Raw genomic sequence first — 17,191 nt, 5'->3', positions numbered from 1 at the left:
AGCGACGAGCCCAACAAACAAAAATTTTTTTGTTTCTTTTTTTTATAAAAAAAGAAATACTTTCTTCTACCCCTCACCCGTCATCTAATGCCCGACCCCAGCACTTCGGCCCATGCGAAGCCGTTGGACTGGGCGTGCGCCATTTCGGTGCTGAATTCGACTGTCGCCGGCGCATTGATGGGGGGTAGATCGACTTTCACCATTTGCTGGGAGTTGGCGGGGAGGATGGTTTCACCGGTAGCGATGATGCCGGTCTCGCAGGTGACGGTGATACGGAACCGGACGGGGTTCGCCGCTTCGTGGTTGACCCGAAGCTGCGTTTCGAGTTGGCGTTCGCCGGCGAGGGTAATGTGGAGAACGAGCCGGGGCGGTTGCTGGCCATGGGGATTGGGGTGCAGGCGAAACCCGGTGTCGCCGATCGGGAAGAAAGCCCAGGCGTCGGGGGCGATATTGTGGCGTGCCATTTTCATCGGCGGACCGCCGAGATCGAAAACGGGGCGGGGATGGCCATGGGCAGCGGAGGGGACATCGTGGCGGATGATGGTTTCGGTGTTTTCGCCGGTACGGCGCAGGGCGACGAGACGGGTGCCGGCAAAGCCAGCGGTGATGTCGGGATCGTCGAGGTCCGGGCAGACGCGCTGATCGATCAGCAGAAGGTCGGCATGGTCCCAGCCGAGCAGGCGGTGGAGATCGGAAAGCGACATGCTGCCGATGCCGCCCCGGGGGTCGGGCCGCAGGGCCGGGATACCGGTTGCAGGATCCGCGATGGCGGTAAAGCGGGTGGGGTGAGCGGTGATTGCGGTCCGCAGCCCGATGATGCGCCGCCAGGGCAAGGTATTGAGCGCGTGAAGCCGGGCATTGGCCGGAAAAGGTTCGACGCTCGCAATGGTCGCACCTGGAAACGCGTGCGCGAGGGCGACACTGCGATAGCCGCAACCGGCGCCGATCTCGATGATCCGGAACGGGGTGAAATCGAGCTTGAGGCGGGGAATCGCGTGCTGCATCGCTTCGGTGAGATGCGCGGCATCAGAGCCGCCGGCCCGCAGCCAGAGCGCCTCGGAAATGCCGGGCCAATGGCTCGCGATCAGACCGATCTGATCGGCAGGCACGATCAGATCGGCGGGCTCCGCTGGCGGCTGATCGTCACCGGCCAGTTGGCGGGCGAGACGCTGGCGGGTGGCGAATGGCAGGGTCGCGGCGCTCACCCTATCGCGGCTTTCGCGATGCCGGCGAGGTAGGTGGCGGCACGGGGCAGGATGGCGTCGTTGAAATCGTAGTTCTGGTTATGCAGGAAAGCCCCCGATGCGGCGGGGCCGTTGCCGATCCAGGCATAGGCGCCGGGAATTTCGCGAAGGTACCAGCCGAAATCCTCGCTCGCCATGGTCGGCGGCAGATCGGTGCGGACCGGCATGCCCAGCGCCGCCGCGACACTGCGGCCGAGAGCGGCCTCGTCGGCGTGGTTGATGGTCGCAGCGACGGTGCGTTCGAACGTGACCTCGGCCTGGCAACCCAGCGCCGCGGCCGTCCCGGTCGCGACCTCGCGGATGCGTTCGGCGACCCGGTCGAACACGGCCGGGATCAGGGCGCGGAAGGTGCCGCGCATGGTGACGGTTTCGGGGATTTGATTTTCGGCTTCGGCGCCCTGCAGGATGCAGAGTGAAACCACAGCAGCATCGAGCGGGTTGATGCTGCGCGCCACGATCGATTGCAACGCGACGATGACGTGACCAGCCGCAACCACCGGATCGGCGGTGAGATGGGGCATGGCGGCGTGGCCCCCGTGACCGTGAATGGTGATGCCGAGCCGTTCGCCCTGCGCCATCATCGGGCCGTCATGGATCATCACCGTGCCGGCATCGAGGCCGGGCCAGTTATGGTAGCCGAAGATCCGCTCCATCGGAAAGCGCGAGAACAACCCGTCCTCCATCATCGCCCGCGCGCCGCCATAGCCTTCCTCGGCGGGCTGAAACACGAAATGGACGGTGCCGGACCATGAGGGATCATCCCGCAACAGCAGGGCCGCACCGAGCAGGGAGGCGGTGTGGCCATCGTGCCCGCACGCGTGCATCACGCCGGGATTTTGCGAGGCATAAGGCAGGTTGGTGGCCTCGGCGATCGGCAGCGCATCCATGTCCGCACGAAGCCCGACGCTGCGATTGCCGCCGCGCCGCAGCGTCGCCACCACCCCGTGGCCGCCGATATCGCTTTCGAACGGGATGCCGAGTTCACCGAGCCTCGCACAGACGAAGGACGCGGTTTGCTTCTCGTGGAGTGAGAGTTCGGGATGACGATGAAGGTGATGACGCCATTCGGTGAGAAGCGGAGCAATGCGGTCGGCAAGGGAGTCGGGCATGCGGGCACCTGTCGTTGAGATATAAGGATAAGCCCCCGGTTCGCGGCTCGGCAAGGGGTTGTCGAAGTGGGCTCGTTGTTCACAGTGGTCGAGCCCACCAATCCAGCGCCTCCCCAAGCCAGGGCCACGCGAAATCACGGCACCACGATGGCCCAAGGCGAACGGCACGCTGCAAAAGATCACCGGGGATGCGGAAAAAATAGTCGCCCGGAACCGGGTGCCGGCGTAAGACCGACGTTAAAGCCTTTGACCGCCTCGCCTCACGGGAAACGCAAATATGGATAAGCCAGTGCCGAAGCCGGACCGGAAATCGATCGCCGCGTGGGATCGCGCCAAGCGCGACGGTCGGGTGCGCGCCCTGATCACGGCCTACGACTATCCGTTCGCCCGGCTGGCGAGCGAGGCGGGGATCGATGGTATTCTGATCGGCGATTCTCTGGGAATGACCGTTCAGGGCCATGAGGATACCCTGCGCGTGAGTCTGGAGCAGATGATCTACCATACCGAGATCGTCGCGCGCGCGGCGCCGGAGTGTCTGATCATGGCCGATCTGCCGTTCGGGTCGTTTGAGAGCTCACCGTCAAAAGCGTTTGATAGTGCGACATTATTGCTCAAGGCCGGCGCCGATATCGTCAAGCTCGAAGGCGGGGCGGCGATGGTCGAGACGGTGGGGTTTCTGAGCGCGCGGGCGGTGCCGGTCTGCGCTCATATCGGGCTGACGCCGCAGCATGTTCGCCAGTTCGGCGGGTTCCGCAAGCAGGGCAAGACCGCCGATGCGGCGGCGCGGCTGCGGACGGATGCTGTCGACCTTGCCGAGGCAGGAGCGCGCATGGTCCTGATGGAAGCGATCCCCGCCGATCTGGCGGCGGAGATCACGCGGGCGGTGCCGGTGCCGACTGTCGGGATCGGAGCGGGCGGCGGGACCGATGCGCAAATTCTGGTGCTGCACGACGTTCTGGGGCTGACCAGCGGCTACGTGCCTGGTTTCGCACGAACCTACCTCGATGGATCGCGCCTCGTGCGCGAGGCGATCGAAACCTACGCCACCGACGTGCGCGCGCGGCGGTTCCCGCAATAGCGGATCAGCCGGGCGCGGTCGGCCCGGTATTCTGGGGAATTTCGATATAGGTTTTCGACGCGGTAGGTCCCGCACCGAAGATGCCGCAGCCGGAAAGAGTGGCCGCGAGGATCGCGCCGATCACCAGCATGACGACGGTGCCGCTCCGCTGCCCGGCCCTCGTATTCCGGTTCATATCGTTTTCTTGCATGGCTGCCTCCCGATTGCGCGGTATTCGGGAGCGATATTCACATGATTGGCCGGTTTGGCAATGGCAGGACCGGCGCGGGAGCGGTGGAATGAGCGAAATCGACCGGAGGGCGGCTGCTCCTCCGGTCCTGTTCGTTCAGCGCGAGTAGAATTCGACGACCAGATTCGGTTCCATCTGGACCGGATAGGGCACGTCGGCGAGTTTCGGGGCGCGGGTGAAGCGGCCCTTCATCGCGCGGTGATCGACTTCCATGTATTCCGGCACGTCGCGTTCGGCGCTCTGGGTAGCATCGAGCACGACGGCGAGTTGCTTGGATTTTTCGCGCACTTCGATCGTGTCGTCATCGCGGACCTGATAGGAGGCGATATTCACGCGCTTGCCGTTGACCAGAACGTGGCCGTGGCTGACGAACTGGCGGGCGGCGAAGGGGGTGATCGCGAATTTCATCCGGTAGATCACGGCATCGAGCCGACGCTCCAGCAATTCGATAAGGTTTTCCGAGGTATCGCCCCGGCGGCGCACGGCTTCCTCATAGTATTTGTAGAACTGCTTTTCGCCGATATTGCCGTAATAGCCGCGCAGTTTCTGCTTGGCCATCAGCTGCACGCCGAAATCCGACGGCTTCTTGCGGCGCTGACCGTGCTGGCCGGGACCGTAATCGCGCTTGTTGATCGGGGATTTGGCGCGGCCCCAGAGATTGACGCCGAGGCGGCGGTTGATCTTGTACTTGCTTTCGGTACGCTTGGTCATGCGCGCCGGACTCCTTCGTTAGCGGGCGAGATTTCGCCTCATGTTGCACCGGTAGGTTTCGCCCCGCCCGCAGGCGCGACAAAACGGGCCCACACCGACCGCCACCTAAATGGGGGATGCGTCCACGTTCCCAGCAATGATCGGGGATTAGGCAGGGTGGCCCGGAAAGTCAAATCGCGGGCACCGGAACGATCGCGATGCGCGACTGCCACCAGCAGATGAAGGGGGTGACCAGCAGTTCCATCACCATGCCGAACCACATGGTGCCACCGGGGCTGCCGTGGAGGAACACGCTGGCGAGACGGGACAGGCCGCCGATGAACACGATGAGCGTCAGCAACCGGATGCGGTTGGTATGGTGCTCGATATGCGGGATGCTGGCGTAAAAAATCAGGCCGATCGCGAGGAGCAGGCCGGACAAATAAGCGAACATGCTGGTGATGTCCGGCAAGGCATTGGGTTCCCCGACGAAGCCCGGCCCGAGCAGAATACCGCCGAGGCCCGCGCCCACGGGAACGATGCCCGCGATAGCGATGGCGATCTGCAGGTTGCGGCGGGTGAGTTTGGTCATCGCTTGCAGATACGCCGACCCCGGGCCGAAACAAGCTCAGATCGACAGGTCGGCCCGATCGCGGACCCAGCGCGGGACGCTGCCGAGCAATTCGAGGCTGATGCTGGTGGCGGCGCGCGGCAGGGTCAGTTCGGCGCGATCGGTACTCCAGAGGCCCCGGTCGCCCGGCGCACGAGGATGCCACCCCTGCCCTGCCCAGTTCGCGATTTTGCGGCCATCGGCACGGAGCGTACCGGCGCAGAGGCCAAGCGCGCGGCGATCTTCCGAGGCCGGATCGGTATCGCTCGCCATGCCGGTGCGGCAGCGCAGGGTGAGGCGCGTGGCGGGATGGGGCAGATCGAAGATCAGGCGCTGTCCATGGCGGCGCGGGGCGATGCGGCGCGGCATCGAGGGCAGGATCGCTTCGGCCACCGGGCCATGCACGATTTTATGCCCGAGCGCGGTGGCACGGCGGTGCAGGGCAGCGCGGGCGGCGCGGAGTTCGACCCCGCCGAGGATGAGCGGAGCGCATGAGGGCATCGGTGCGCCGGGTGTGCCGAGATGTTCGAGGAAGCGGTCGCGATTGCCATTGTCGCGATAGGTTTCGGTCTGCAGCCCTTCGGCGAAGACGATCGTGTGACGGTCGAGTTCGACATGGTAATAGGTCACCGCGAAACCGGTGTCATCGCGGGTGATGGTCGCGTTGTTGACCAGCAGGATCGCCGGGACCAGCGCACCGGCACCAAGGATAGCGTGAAGCGGCGAGACCGCGAGAGGTCGGCGCGGACGGCCCGGGCCGAAAGCACCGGGAGCGACGACCACCGGGCGAAGCAGGTGCGCGGCGGGATCGCGCGCAAGGTCAATCGTGCGCCAGCCGATCCAGCGGATCGCACGCGGAATGCCGTCGCTCGTGACCAGCGCATCGCCGGGGCGGAGGGTTTCGACCGCGCGGTAGCCGTTCGGGGTAAGCAGGCTGGTGCCGCGGGTGAAGCACGGCATCGCCCCGCCGACCGTGAGCAGGGTTCCACCGGTCCCGTCGGCGGCGATGGTCGGCGTTCCCCCATCGAGCGCGAATTCCTCCGAGGGCTGGGCGATGCTCACAATGTTGCCCGATACGCTGACCAGCGAGGGAGCGATGCCGATCAGATCGACCGCATCGCCCGCGGCAAAACCCGCGACCGCATCCTGCAGGGCGGCGACATTGCCGATCACCAGCATTCCGGCCCCGCCGGCGAAGCTGATCGTCCCGCCGCTCTCCGAACCCGCGAGATCGAGCGTGGCGCCGGTGGCGATGGTGGCGTTGCCGGTCAGGGCGGCACCGAGATCGAGCGTACCGCCGCTGGCTTCGAGCACACCGTTCGCGACCAGCGAGATCAGACCGACACCGGTCGGGATGGCACCGATGATGCCATTGCCCGCGATCGTCGCGGTCGTCGCGATGGTGAGGCTGCCAGCGGCGAGAGTACCGGCGGCGAGATCGAGCATGGCGCCGGCGGCGAGACTGGCCGCACTCAGAATGGTCGCGGCCCCGCCCGTCAGGGTAGCCTGGCCGGATTGGTCCAGAGAGTCGGCGGTAAGCGTGCCCGCGAGGTCGAGGCTGGCGGCGGCGGCGATGGTGATCGTGCCACCGCCGAGCGTCTGGCTGGCCTGACCGCCGATCGCCAAGGTGCCTCCCGCGAAGTCGATACCAAAGGGGGTTTCGAGCGCGGCGCTGCCCGACAGGGTAATGACACCGCTGGCGATGGTGGCGGCATCGATGATCGCCTGGGCAGCGCCATTCAGCGCGATGGTTCCCGCGACGAGATCGAGCGTACCGAGTCTGAGCGTGGCGGTGCCCCCGGCGCGGATCAACCCGGCGGCGGCACCCCCGAGCGTGGCGGCGGCGAATCCGGCATCGCCCGCGAGATCGAGCGTGGCGTTGCCCTCCGCACCGAGATCGAGGGTCTGGCCGAGCAGGAGGCTGCCGGTGATGTCGATCAGGCTGGACGCGGCAGCGGCATTGCCGCCCGCAATGAGGTTGCCCAGCGCGTAGACGGTGCCGGCAATCCCCAGCGTGCCGCTGCCGCTGGTATCACCGATAACGGCAGCGCCCCCGAGGGTAACGACCGCATCGGCGTCGAACAGGGCGAATCCGCCATGGTCGATCGCCAGCGCGGTCCCTGCGGTGCCGGCAAGATCGAATTCGCCGGTAAAATCGTAGCCGCCCGCGATCGAGGCTTCGCTCGCAACACCTGGGCCGATCACCAGCAGCGGCGCACCGGCATGGCTCGCGAAGCTCGCGATGTTGCCGGCAGCGGGACCGATGCCGGCGGACCACGAATTGCCGGCATCGAACCGGGCCCCGCTCGCCGCGGTGAAATCGAGCGTGGCGGCAGGGGCGAGATCGACCGCAATGGCCGCACTTAATCCCGCAAGCCCGGTGCCGCCGGTAAAATTCAAAACATCGCCGCTGCCGGTCGCAGGCGCGGTGTAGGCGAGCGTGCCGAGTTCGCCATTGAGGCCGAGCGCGGTGGCGGCGGACAAAGTGAGCGCGCTGGTGGCCGCACCGCCGTCGCTGAGCGCGCCGTGGCTGGCGCTGATGGTCAGGACCAGCCCGGCACTGCCATTGCCCGGCACGATCAGGCCGAGACCTTCGATCGGCGTGGCGACCCCATTGACCGCATCGATGATCGCGCTGCCGGCGGCGGTATCGTTCAGCGTGAGGGCGGCGGTGTCAGCGCGCAGGCCGATGACCTGATTGCCGGCCTGATCGGTCTCGACCTGCGGCGAAAGGCCCGCAGCAAGACTCGCATGGAGCGTGACGATTTCGCTGCTGGCGGTGTTGCCGATCACCGCCCCTTCGACCTCGAAGGAATTTGCCGTGATGTTGAAAATCGACAGGCTGGTGAGGGTGGACAGGTCGATCCGGTCGCCCGGCAGGAAGCCGAGAATGGTGCCGGCGAAGCTCTCGGGATTGTCGAGCACCAGCACGCCACCCTGTTCGCCGAGCGTGCTGGCGTAGGTGGTGGTGTCCTGCCCGTTCGAGGCACCGGGGGCGAAACTGATCGTGGCGTCGTTCCCCACCGTGATCGGGGTCGGGTTGAACACGCCGTAAAGCGAGGGAACCGCGCCGAATTCGAGCGAGGCGCCGGGGTCAACGATGAATTGCGCGCCACCGCCGACGCTTCCGGCCAGAACCTCGAACGGCGACGGACCCAGGGCGATGACCGTGCCGGGGCCGACGATATTCTCCGAAATGCTGAAATTGCCGGCAATCAGCGTGCCGGCCCCGGCCAAAGTGGCATTGGTCGCCAGCGACAGGGCGGTGATCCCGAGACTGGTCGCGGCGGAATCGGCCTGCAACGTGCCGGCGAAGTCGATCAGGCCCCCGGCGGCGATGCCGATCGGGCCCGCAAGCGTCGCGCCCCCCGGCAGCAGGGCGGTGCCGATGGCGTCGAGTCCCGCGATCGTCATGGTCCCGAAATCGGTCAGCGCCGCACCGGCGCCGAGGGTGACGTTACCGGCGCCAAGCGTGGCGCTCGCGCCCACGAACAGGCTGGCGCCGGTCAGGATCAAATTGCCGCCGATATCGAGATAGGCCGACCCCAGACGCAGGGCGCTCGCCGTGTCGAGGGACGTATTCCCGGCAATCCCGATCGCAGCTTCGAGATCGGCGGTCCCGGTGAGGATTAGGCTCTGCGCGACACCCTGGCCGGTGATGGTGGCGCTGGCAATGGTCACGCCGGTGCCGAGGGCCGGGCTCTGCCCGTCGGACCACGCGGCAGCGGTCTGCCAGGCGCCGCTGGTCGCGGTGAAACTGGCCTGGCTGGTCGCGAGACTGCCGGTGGTGCTGTAGCTGAGACTGCCCGAGGTATCGGTGATCGGCAACGGGCCGCCCGTCTGGCGAGCGACGTATTGCAGGACGCCGCCGGTGGCGGAATCGAGGGTAACCGCGCCGATCGCGGCGCCAAGTGCCGCGAATTGGGCACTGGTCGCGGACAGGGTGATCGCGTCGGTCGCATTGCCGGTAATGCCAATACCCGGAGCCGCAGCGGGGTCGAGCAGAAGGATACCGGCAGTGGCGTCGAGCGTGACCGTCAGGGTTTCCGGTGATGCGCCGATCTGGCCGAGCGCGCTGGCAGGATCATCCGCGAGGGTGAGCCCGAGCGGTGTGGCAATACCCGAGGCGAGCGCGAGGCTGGTCGGCGGGGTGATGAAGGCCGGGGGATTGTCGGGCAGGACATCGACCGCGATTGCCGTGGTCGCGCTCGCACTGCCGTCGGTCGCGGTGACACCGAGGATGGCGCTGCCCGTTGCGGTCGGGCTGAACGTCAGGCTGGCGAGACCGGCGTTGATCTCGGCGAGACTGCCGCTGAGGGTGAGGCCACCACCGCCGTCGATGATGGTTGCACCGCCGCTGCTGCTCGCGGCAAGCGCGATCGAACTTGTCAGGGTGATGCTGATGCTTGCGCTCGTGTTGCCATCAATGAGCGCAAGTCCGCCGGGGGGCAAAAGATTGAGCGATGAGAGGGTCAGCCCGTCGATCAGGTCGATGGCGGCCGGACCGATGATCTGCAATGTCGAACTCATGGCGACTCCGGCGCAGTGAAACCCGGAGCGTACAGATCAACCAAAGGTTGTTCAAGAGGCGGTTGCGTGATGACCGGCCAGGGTCGCGTCGATCGGCGACGCTCCTTGGCCGGTCATGGAAAGATTCAGAAAAGGCGTCTCAGGCGCGCTTCCACCAGCCGCGCTTGGGGGCCGCGACCGGTTCATCCGCCCCGATCACCACGGGTTGTATCACGGCTTTGACCGGTTCCGGCGCGGGTTCCGGTTCCTTGACCGGGGCGGGTGCCGGCTCGGGTTCCGGTGCCGGTGCGGGCGGCTGCTCCGGCGGCGACCGCTGCGGTTCGGGTTCTGGACTGACAGACTCAGGAACGGCCTGCGCGGCTTTAGCCCGCGAGGGGCGCCGTGGCTTGACCACCTTGGCTTCCGCCTGTTCGGCCGCCTCGAAAATATCCGCAATATCGGTGAAGACCGGCAGCACCGGCGCGGGTGCGGGCGCCTCGCCCGGCGTGGCGGCACGGCGACGGCGCGGCGCGCGACGCTTGGGCCGGTCGCCCTGCTCGGTCTCCGCGTTCGGGTCGAGCAGCAGTGGTTCGGCCGGTTCGCTGACCGGCTCGACTGCGGGAGACGCCACGTCCGGTATTGCGACATCCGCCACAGGCTCGGAGATTTGGACCCGCTCGTCGTCGATCGTCGCGTCAGCCTCGATGCGGTCGGCGACCGGCTGGCCGAGGCGGGCGGCAAATTCCGCCGGCAGTTCCGCAAGATCGGGCTGTTCGGCGTCGGCTGCCGGAGCGACATCGTCGCGACGGCCGCCACGGCGGCGACGGCGACGGCGACGGCGGCCCCGTTCGGCCTCCTCCGCCGTCTTCTGCTCGCCGGTCATGCTGACGTTGCGTTCACCGCTCCCGGTTTCAGTCTCGACATCCTCATCCGCCTCCGCCGTATCATCGCCGTCGAACGCGGGGGGCGCGATGGCGCGGTCAGGGGTGGTTTCGATCGGGCGGGGGCTCGTCTGGGTCCGGAGTTTCTCAACCTTGAACTCGGCGGGGACCTGCCCGTCGGCCACGAAATGCACGGTCATGTCGAACCGGGCCTCGGTGGCGGCGAGCTGGGCGCGCTTGTGGTTGAATATATAGAGAGCCACCTCCGGGGCGAGATGCACCGAAATCTCGGCGGCCTGGCGGGCGGCCTCGTCCTCGATCGCGCGGAGAACCGCGAGCGCCGTGCTCGCCGTGCTGCGAATATGGCCAACCCCCGCGCAATGCGGGCACGGGATCAGCATGGTCTCGGAAATCGAGGGGCGCAGGCGCTGGCGGCTCATTTCCATCAGTCCGAAATGGCTGATGCTGCCGACCTGAATGCGCGCACGATCGTTTTTCAGCGCGTCCTTGAGCTTGCGCTCGACCATCGCGTTGTTGCGGCGAACCTCCATGTCGATGAAGTCGATCACGATCAACCCGGCGAGGTCGCGCAGGCGGAGCTGGCGGGCGACTTCCTCGGCAGCTTCCATATTGGTGCGAAGTGCGGTGTCCTCGATATTGCGCTCGCGGGTGGCACGCCCCGAGTTGACGTCGATCGCGACCAGCGCCTCGGTCTGGTTGATCACGAGATACCCGCCGGAACGCAACTGCACCGTGGGCTGGAACATCTGATCGAGCATCTGCTCGACCTGGTATTTGGCATAGAGCGGCTGGCGATCATTCCACGGAATGACTTTCTTGACCGCGGCAGGCATCAGCATCCGCATGAAGTCGCGCGCGGTCCGGTAACCCTCCTCGCCCTCGACCAGCACCGTGTCGATATCGCGGGTATAGACATCGCGAATGGTGCGCTTGATCAGCGTCGCTTCCTCATAGACCAGAGCAGGAGCGATCGAAGCAAGGGTCTTCTCGCGTATATCATCCCACAGGCGCAGCAGATATTCGCAGTCGCGCTTGATTTCCGGCTTGGGCCGCGCGGCCCCGGCGGTGCGGACGATCATGCCCATGCCATCCGGAATATCGAGCTCGGTCATCACCTCCTTGAGGCGGCGGCGATCCGCGACCGAGGTAATCTTGCGCGACACGCCGCCGCCGTTCGGCGAATTGGGCATCAGCACCGAGAAGCGTCCGGCGAGCGAAATATAGGTCGTCAGCGCCGCCCCTTTGGAGCCGCGTTCCTCCTTGACGACCTGAATCAGAATGATCTGGCGGCGATGGATGACCTCCTGGATCTTATAGGAGCGCAGAGCGCGCATCCGCCGCCGCTCGCGCGCTTCGTCCGCCCCGTCATCGGTTCCGCCAACCTGTTCGGGCGGGGCAGCGGGGGCTGCATCGGTCAGATCCTCGGGCGGCGGCCCGTTGCTGGCGAGTTCGGCCTCGATTTCGGCAGCCGCGCCGGAGACCCGCTCGGGTTCGGCGTGATCATCGATCCGGTCCGCAGTGTCATAACCCACCCGCTCCGCCTCGATATCGCCGTCGATCCCTACCGGATCGGCCCCGTTCTGATCAGAAGGAGGTGGCGCATCCCCGATCGCGATTTCAGAAACACTCGCCGGGCGACGCGCCGCCAAAGCCTGAGCCGGACCGTCATTGTCCTCGGCATCCTCGGCCTCGACGCGGCGACGGGCTTCCTCAGCCTCCATCGCCAGCAGCTTCTGGCGGTCCGCGACCGGGATCTGATAATAATCGGGATGGATTTCCGCAAAGGCCAGAAAGCCGTGGCGGTTGCCGCCGTACTCGACAAAAGCGGCCTGCAGGCTGGGTTCGACCCGGATCACCTTGGCAAGATAGATATTGCCCTTGATCTGTTTTTTATCGGCGGTCTCGATATCGAAATCATCGAGGCGGTTGTTATCCAGCACCACCACGCGGGTTTCTTCCGCGTGGCTGGCATCGATCAGCATTGTTTTGGTCATCGACGAAAAAACTCCTGCGCGCCGGCGGCGGGACCGAAAGGTCGCCAGCGTGCAGGCGCGGGTGATTGTGTGTGAAGCGAATTATGGCTTGGTCATTCATGGTCAAGGGCCGGAGCGCTCGTCGCGGCAAACCCCTCGCGCGGGGCATTGCTGGGTGTGAATGCGACAAAAGACGCGTGCATCGGTCCTTATCTCGTGGGGGGACGCCGAACGATCGGCGCAACCCTGGGTGGCGGTGGACCTATCCTGCTGAAAATACGGCGTGGATAGAAGGAAATGATCAAGGGGAAGCGTCGTTCGAACTGAAGCTCTGCGCCGAACCCGTTGATAGCTTTATTCAATGACGCAATTGCGACGTTCGCGCAAGTGTCGCCGCCCGGATCAGACGGTGGAGCGGCTGCCGAGGCTGTAACGCGTGCCGGGATGGACGAACTGGCTCTGCGTCGCCGGAACGCCATGGCTCCAGGTCCGCCGCCACAGGATCAGGCAGGCGGGATCGTCGGTCGGGCCTAATTCGAGCAGTGCGCGGATATCGGCGTCCGGCGTGGCGGCAAAAGCGGTGTGCTCGACCTCGGTGGCCGGGCCGATCCGCAGGAGGTAGCGCGCGGTCGTTTCACTGGTGAAGTCGGCATCGAGGTAATCGGGCGCGAATTTCGGCGACACCAGCCGGTCTTCGAGCTGAACCGGCACATCGTCCTCGAAATGCAGCACCACCGAGTGAAAAATCTTGGCCCCGGCCCGCAGGTCGAACCCCATCGCCTGCGCTGCCGAAGCGCGCACCGATTCGAGGGTGATCAGCCGCAACCGGTGGCGATGGCCACGGGCGGTGATGTCCTCGGCAATGTCATGAACATGCAGAAACTCCTGCCGCGGCCGCACCGCGCAGGCGAAGGTGCCGACCCCCTGGATCCGCGAGACGATCCCCTCCGCCGACAGCTCGCGCAGGGCGCGATGTACGGTCATGCGCGAAACCCCGAATGCAGCGGTGAGTTCGTGCTCCGACGGCAACCGTCCTTCCGCACCCCAGACCCCGGCGGCGATGCGGCGGACGAGGTCGTTCTTGACCTGCTGGTAGAGCGGCAGGCGCGCCGGAGCACCGGAATCGTCCTCGCTATCGGCCATCGATCAGAAGAGGGCCGCGAAACGCTCGGGCACCCGCCAGAGCTCCGCGCTGTGAATGCCGAGGTCGATCCGGTAATCCTGCGACTCGCGACCGGCCCGGCTCGCCGTCACCCGTTCAAGATGCGCCGCAACTACTGGATCATGCCGCTCGGCACGGGTTTCGCCGATCCGCGATGCGTCCCCGAACCCCGCGAGGAGGGCAAGCCAATCCGCATCGCCCATCCGCTGATGGCGCGCCTGATCGGGATGCGACCACGGTTGCGCCCGGGACCGCTGCAGCCGCCTAAGCCCGATATCGCGATCGGCGTAGCGCAGATGGAACAAATAAAGGTCATCGAACGGCGCTGCATCCGGCATGCAATGAAATCCGGGCGACCAGTCGAGCCTGCGGTTGGTCAGAGCGGGTTTGCACATGGCGCTATCGAACCACACGTAGCGTCGTTGCGCCAGAACCGGGCGGTGCGGATCGAGCCCCGGTTCCTCCTCGACATGCTGGAGTTCGAGCCCGATCATCGAAACGACATCGTGCCGGCACGCGGCGGCATAATGGGCGAGATCGGGGTAATGCGCCGGATCGGCGACCACCAGCTCGTCGATATCGACATGCAGGACATAGCGGTACCGCCCGAGCAGGCTCCGCGCGAACCGGCGGATGAGATCGAGATGGTGGTTGTCGTCCTGCGGCGAGCGCAGCAGGCGGACCACATTGGCCCCGCCGGTTTCGCCCTGCGAGCCATCGTCGCTGCCGTGATCGAGCAAGTAGCAGTTTTCGAGCCCGACCTGACGGCGGTAATGTGCCAGCCAGATCGGCAGATACCCCGCCTCGTTGTAGAATTTGCAGATGATGGCAAGAGGTTTCACGTCAGCGCGCTCTGGGTGCGCACGACCTCGCCGACCAGATTGCGGGCATCGAGAATCCGGTCGAGATCGGCCCCCGGGAGCGCCTCGGCGGCGAGTTCGCGCACGGTCCGCCCGGTGGCAAGCGCGATTTTCGCGAGGGCGGAGGCGCGCTCGTAACCGATATAAGGGACCAGAGCAGTCACGGTCGCGGTGCTGGCTTCAAGATGTTTCAGACAGTTCGCCGGATTTGCCTGAATGCCATCGACGCAGAGGGTCGCGAAAACCTCCACCGCATTGCGGATCATTTTCATCGAGTCGAGCGTGTTATGGGCGATCAGCGGCTCGAAGGCGTTGAGCTGCAACTGCCCGGCCTCGGCCGCGAGAGTGATCGCGACGTCATGGCCGATCACCTGATAGCAGACGATCGTGATCATTTCCGGAATGACCGGATTGACCTTGCCGGGCATGATCGAGGAGCCGGGTTGCAGCGCAGGCAGGCTGATCTCGCCGAACCCGCCGCGCGGACCCGAGGAGAGCAGGCGCAGATCGTTGGCGATTTTCGAGAGCTTGGTGGCGATGCGCTTGAGCACGGCGGAAAACATGATGAACCCGCCCATGTCCCAGCTGGCTTCGAGCAGGTTGGCCGACTGCACGAAGGGGATACCACTGAGATGCGCGAGCGAATCGATCGCGAACGGCCCATAGGCAGGATCGGCGTTGATCCGGGTGCCGATCGCCGTGCCGCCGAGATTGATCTCGGTGAGCAGCCTGGCCGCTTCGTCGAGCCGCTGGATGTCTTCGCGGATGGTGGAGGCGAACGCGCCGAATTCCTGGCCCAGCGTCATCGGCACCGCATCCTGCATCTCGGTGCGGCCCAGCTTGATCACATCGGCGAATTCGCCCGATTTGCGCTCGAACGAGGTCGCCAGCTGATCGAGCCGGGCACTCAGCGCATCCTTGCCGAGCAGCACGGCAAGGCGGACCGCGGTGGGATAGGCGTCGTTGGTCGATTGCGACATGTTGACGTGATCGTTCGGGTGGACCCGGAAATCGCCGCGCACCCCGCCGAGCAGTTCCGAGGCGCGGTTGGCCAGCACCTCGTTCATGTTCATGTTGGTCGAGGTCCCTGCCCCGCCCTGAATGACATCCACCGGAAACTGGTCGTGCCATTTGCCCTCGATGATTTCACGCCCCGCCTTGTCGATCGCCTCCGCAATCGCGGGATCGAGCTTGCCGAGACGCGCATTGGCACGGGCGGCAGCGGTTTTCACCATCGCGAACGCGACGAGCAGATGGTGATGCTGGCCGATGGTGAGTTCCGAGATCGGGAAATTGCGCAAGGCGCGGGCGGTGGAGGCGCCCCAGTAGACGTCGTCCGGCACTTCGATCGGCCCGAGACTGTCGTGATCCATTCTTGGCATCGTGTGTCCCCGTTGAAGGTATCGTTCAGCCCGGTCCGGTTCGTTGCAGATGAGCATAGATGAAACGCTGCGCCGCGCCACCGGGCGTGTTGTGGGTATGGGCGCGTCGGGCGATCAGGGTGAAGTCCGGTGCCAGCAATTCAGCCATACGATCGGCGTCGTAACGCACCACCGGCAAGCCGCTGCAACGCTCCGGCCCGTCGGGCGCGAAGGTCGCGAGGATCACATGTCCGTGGGGCATCACCGCGCGGCGCAGCGTGGCGAGGTAGGACGCGCGGTCCTGCGGATCGGTCAGGAAATGGAACACGGCCCGATCGTGCCAGAGCGCATAGTGCTTTTGCGGTTGCCATGCGGTGATGTCGGCCTCGATCAGCGTGACCGTGGCCGGCAGGGAGCGCGCGGCCTCATCGAGCGCGATCCGCGAGATATCGAGGATCGAAAGATCGCGATACCCCCGCGCGTACAAAGCTTCCGTCAGTCGCGAGGCCCCGCCGCCGATGTCGATGATCGGGGCGTCAGGCGCGAGAGAGCAGGTCTCGACGAGGTCGAGCGACGTTGTGGGCTCGGCTTCGAACCAGCTGACCCGGTCGGGCGGATTGCGGGTATAGGCGGCGTTCCAGTGATCGCGCCGCCCGGCTGGGGTGGGGTCACTCGCCATGTTCGGGCTCCGGCGAAGGCTGGTGGCGGCTATGGGCAAGTTCGGTGATCACCCCGTGCAGGGTGCGCAGTTCCTGTTCGGTCACTTCGCCACGCTGGAAAAAATGCCGCAGGTTGCGCACCATGCCGGGGCGCTTCGGCGCATTGCGCAGAAAGCCCGACGCATCGCATTCGGCGATCAGGTGGGTGAGGAAGTTTTCGAGTTCGCCCTTGGTCGCGACATGGGTCTTATGGGTGATCATGTCGCGCGCCGGGGTCTCATCGCACGCCATCCACCATTCATGCGCCATCACCATCACCGCCTGGGCGAGGTTGAGGGACATGAAATCCGGGTTGAGCGGGTAGCGGATCAGGCTGTCGGCATGGGCGATATCGTCATTGTCGAGCCCGGCGCGTTCCGGGCCGAACAGAAGACCCATGCGCAGACCGCGATTGCCGATCTCGCGAAGCTCGGCGGCGGCACCGCGCGCGGTGAGCAGGGGTTTGACGATGTGGCGTGGCCGTGGGCAGGTCGCGAACACGCGATGGAGGTCGGCCACGGCATCGGCCACGCTCTCATGCACGGTGGCGGCTTCGAGGATGCGATAGGCCCCGGAGGCGGTCCGCATCGCCCGATCCTGCGGCCAGCCGTCGCGCGGAGCGACCAGGCGGAGGTGAAACAACCCGCCATTGCCCATGGCGCGGGCAACCGAGCCGATATTCTCGGCAAGTTGCGGGCGGATCAGCACGACGACCGGCGAGGGATCGATCGGGCGGAGATCGGCTCCTTCGTCGCGGGCGGTCATC

At 65.8% G+C, this 17,191-nt stretch carries 13 protein-coding genes; 1 reads left to right on the top strand and 12 read right to left on the bottom strand.

Going from position 1 to position 17,191, the window contains the following annotated elements; genetic code table 11:
• Positions 1 to 80 precede the first annotated feature (80 nt).
• Positions 81 to 1,205, bottom strand: a complete 1,125-nt coding sequence (locus tag SIL87_RS09300; RefSeq protein ID WP_319613896.1) for a class I SAM-dependent methyltransferase — start codon at positions 1,203 to 1,205, stop codon at positions 81 to 83.
• The gene (locus tag SIL87_RS09295; RefSeq protein ID WP_319613895.1) at positions 1,202 to 2,353 is read right to left on the bottom strand and encodes an amidohydrolase; all 1,152 of its coding nucleotides are present in this window, start codon (positions 2,351 to 2,353) and stop codon (positions 1,202 to 1,204) included. Before SIL87_RS09295 ends, SIL87_RS09300 begins: the two co-directional genes overlap by 4 nt.
• A gap of 277 nt (positions 2,354 to 2,630) precedes the next feature.
• On the opposite strand from SIL87_RS09295, the gene panB reads away from it, so the two are divergent.
• Positions 2,631 to 3,431, top strand: coding sequence for a 3-methyl-2-oxobutanoate hydroxymethyltransferase (panB, locus tag SIL87_RS09290; RefSeq protein WP_319613894.1), 801 nt, complete (start codon positions 2,631 to 2,633; stop codon positions 3,429 to 3,431).
• 4 nt (positions 3,432 to 3,435) lie between these two features.
• Here panB and SIL87_RS09285 read toward each other — a convergent pair whose 3' ends face one another.
• The 10 genes from SIL87_RS09285 to SIL87_RS09240 form a co-directional block, all read right to left on the bottom strand.
• Complete coding sequence (locus SIL87_RS09285; RefSeq protein ID WP_319613893.1) at positions 3,436 to 3,621, bottom strand: hypothetical protein; 186 nt, start codon at positions 3,619 to 3,621, stop codon at positions 3,436 to 3,438.
• Between the two features lie 135 nt (positions 3,622 to 3,756).
• Positions 3,757 to 4,371 carry a 30S ribosomal protein S4 gene (gene rpsD / locus SIL87_RS09280; protein ID WP_029311030.1) on the bottom strand — a complete coding sequence of 205 codons (615 nt, stop codon included), beginning with the start codon at positions 4,369 to 4,371 and terminating at the stop codon, positions 3,757 to 3,759.
• Positions 4,372 to 4,540: 169 nt separating this feature from the next.
• Positions 4,541 to 4,942 (bottom strand): DUF4345 domain-containing protein, encoded by a 402-nt coding sequence (locus SIL87_RS09275; protein WP_319613892.1) that lies wholly within the window; start codon positions 4,940 to 4,942, stop codon positions 4,541 to 4,543.
• A gap of 36 nt (positions 4,943 to 4,978) precedes the next feature.
• Positions 4,979 to 9,490 carry a Hint domain-containing protein gene (locus SIL87_RS09270; RefSeq protein ID WP_319613891.1) on the bottom strand — a complete coding sequence of 1,504 codons (4,512 nt, stop codon included), beginning with the start codon at positions 9,488 to 9,490 and terminating at the stop codon, positions 4,979 to 4,981.
• 139 nt (positions 9,491 to 9,629) lie between these two features.
• Complete coding sequence (locus SIL87_RS09265) at positions 9,630 to 12,365, bottom strand: Rne/Rng family ribonuclease (protein ID WP_319613890.1); 2,736 nt, start codon at positions 12,363 to 12,365, stop codon at positions 9,630 to 9,632.
• A gap of 381 nt (positions 12,366 to 12,746) precedes the next feature.
• On the bottom strand, positions 12,747 to 13,487 hold the full coding sequence (hutC, locus tag SIL87_RS09260) for a histidine utilization repressor (protein WP_319613889.1): 741 nt from the start codon (positions 13,485 to 13,487) through the stop codon (positions 12,747 to 12,749).
• A 3-nt stretch (positions 13,488 to 13,490) separates the two neighbouring features.
• On the bottom strand, positions 13,491 to 14,348 hold the full coding sequence (locus tag SIL87_RS09255; protein ID WP_319613888.1) for a glycosyltransferase family 2 protein: 858 nt from the start codon (positions 14,346 to 14,348) through the stop codon (positions 13,491 to 13,493).
• Positions 14,345 to 15,739: an aspartate ammonia-lyase gene (locus tag SIL87_RS09250; protein WP_319613887.1), complete on the bottom strand. Its 1,395-nt coding sequence runs from the start codon at positions 15,737 to 15,739 to the stop codon at positions 14,345 to 14,347. The genes SIL87_RS09255 and SIL87_RS09250 overlap by 4 nt, the downstream gene beginning before the upstream one ends.
• A gap of 34 nt (positions 15,740 to 15,773) precedes the next feature.
• A complete protein-coding gene (locus tag SIL87_RS09245; protein WP_319613886.1) occupies positions 15,774 to 16,406 on the bottom strand; it encodes a class I SAM-dependent methyltransferase in 633 nt (210 codons plus the stop codon).
• Positions 16,396 to 17,190, bottom strand: a complete 795-nt coding sequence (locus tag SIL87_RS09240; RefSeq protein ID WP_319613884.1) for an RNA methyltransferase — start codon at positions 17,188 to 17,190, stop codon at positions 16,396 to 16,398. The genes SIL87_RS09245 and SIL87_RS09240 overlap by 11 nt, the downstream gene beginning before the upstream one ends.
• Position 17,191: the final 1 nt, after the last annotated feature.

The organism is Acidiphilium acidophilum (assembly GCF_033842475.1).
Taxonomy (GTDB): Bacteria; Pseudomonadota; Alphaproteobacteria; order Acetobacterales; family Acetobacteraceae; genus Acidiphilium; species Acidiphilium acidophilum.
Note: the sequence above shows the minus strand (reverse complement) of the source record. Positions and strands in the feature narration are given on the sequence as shown.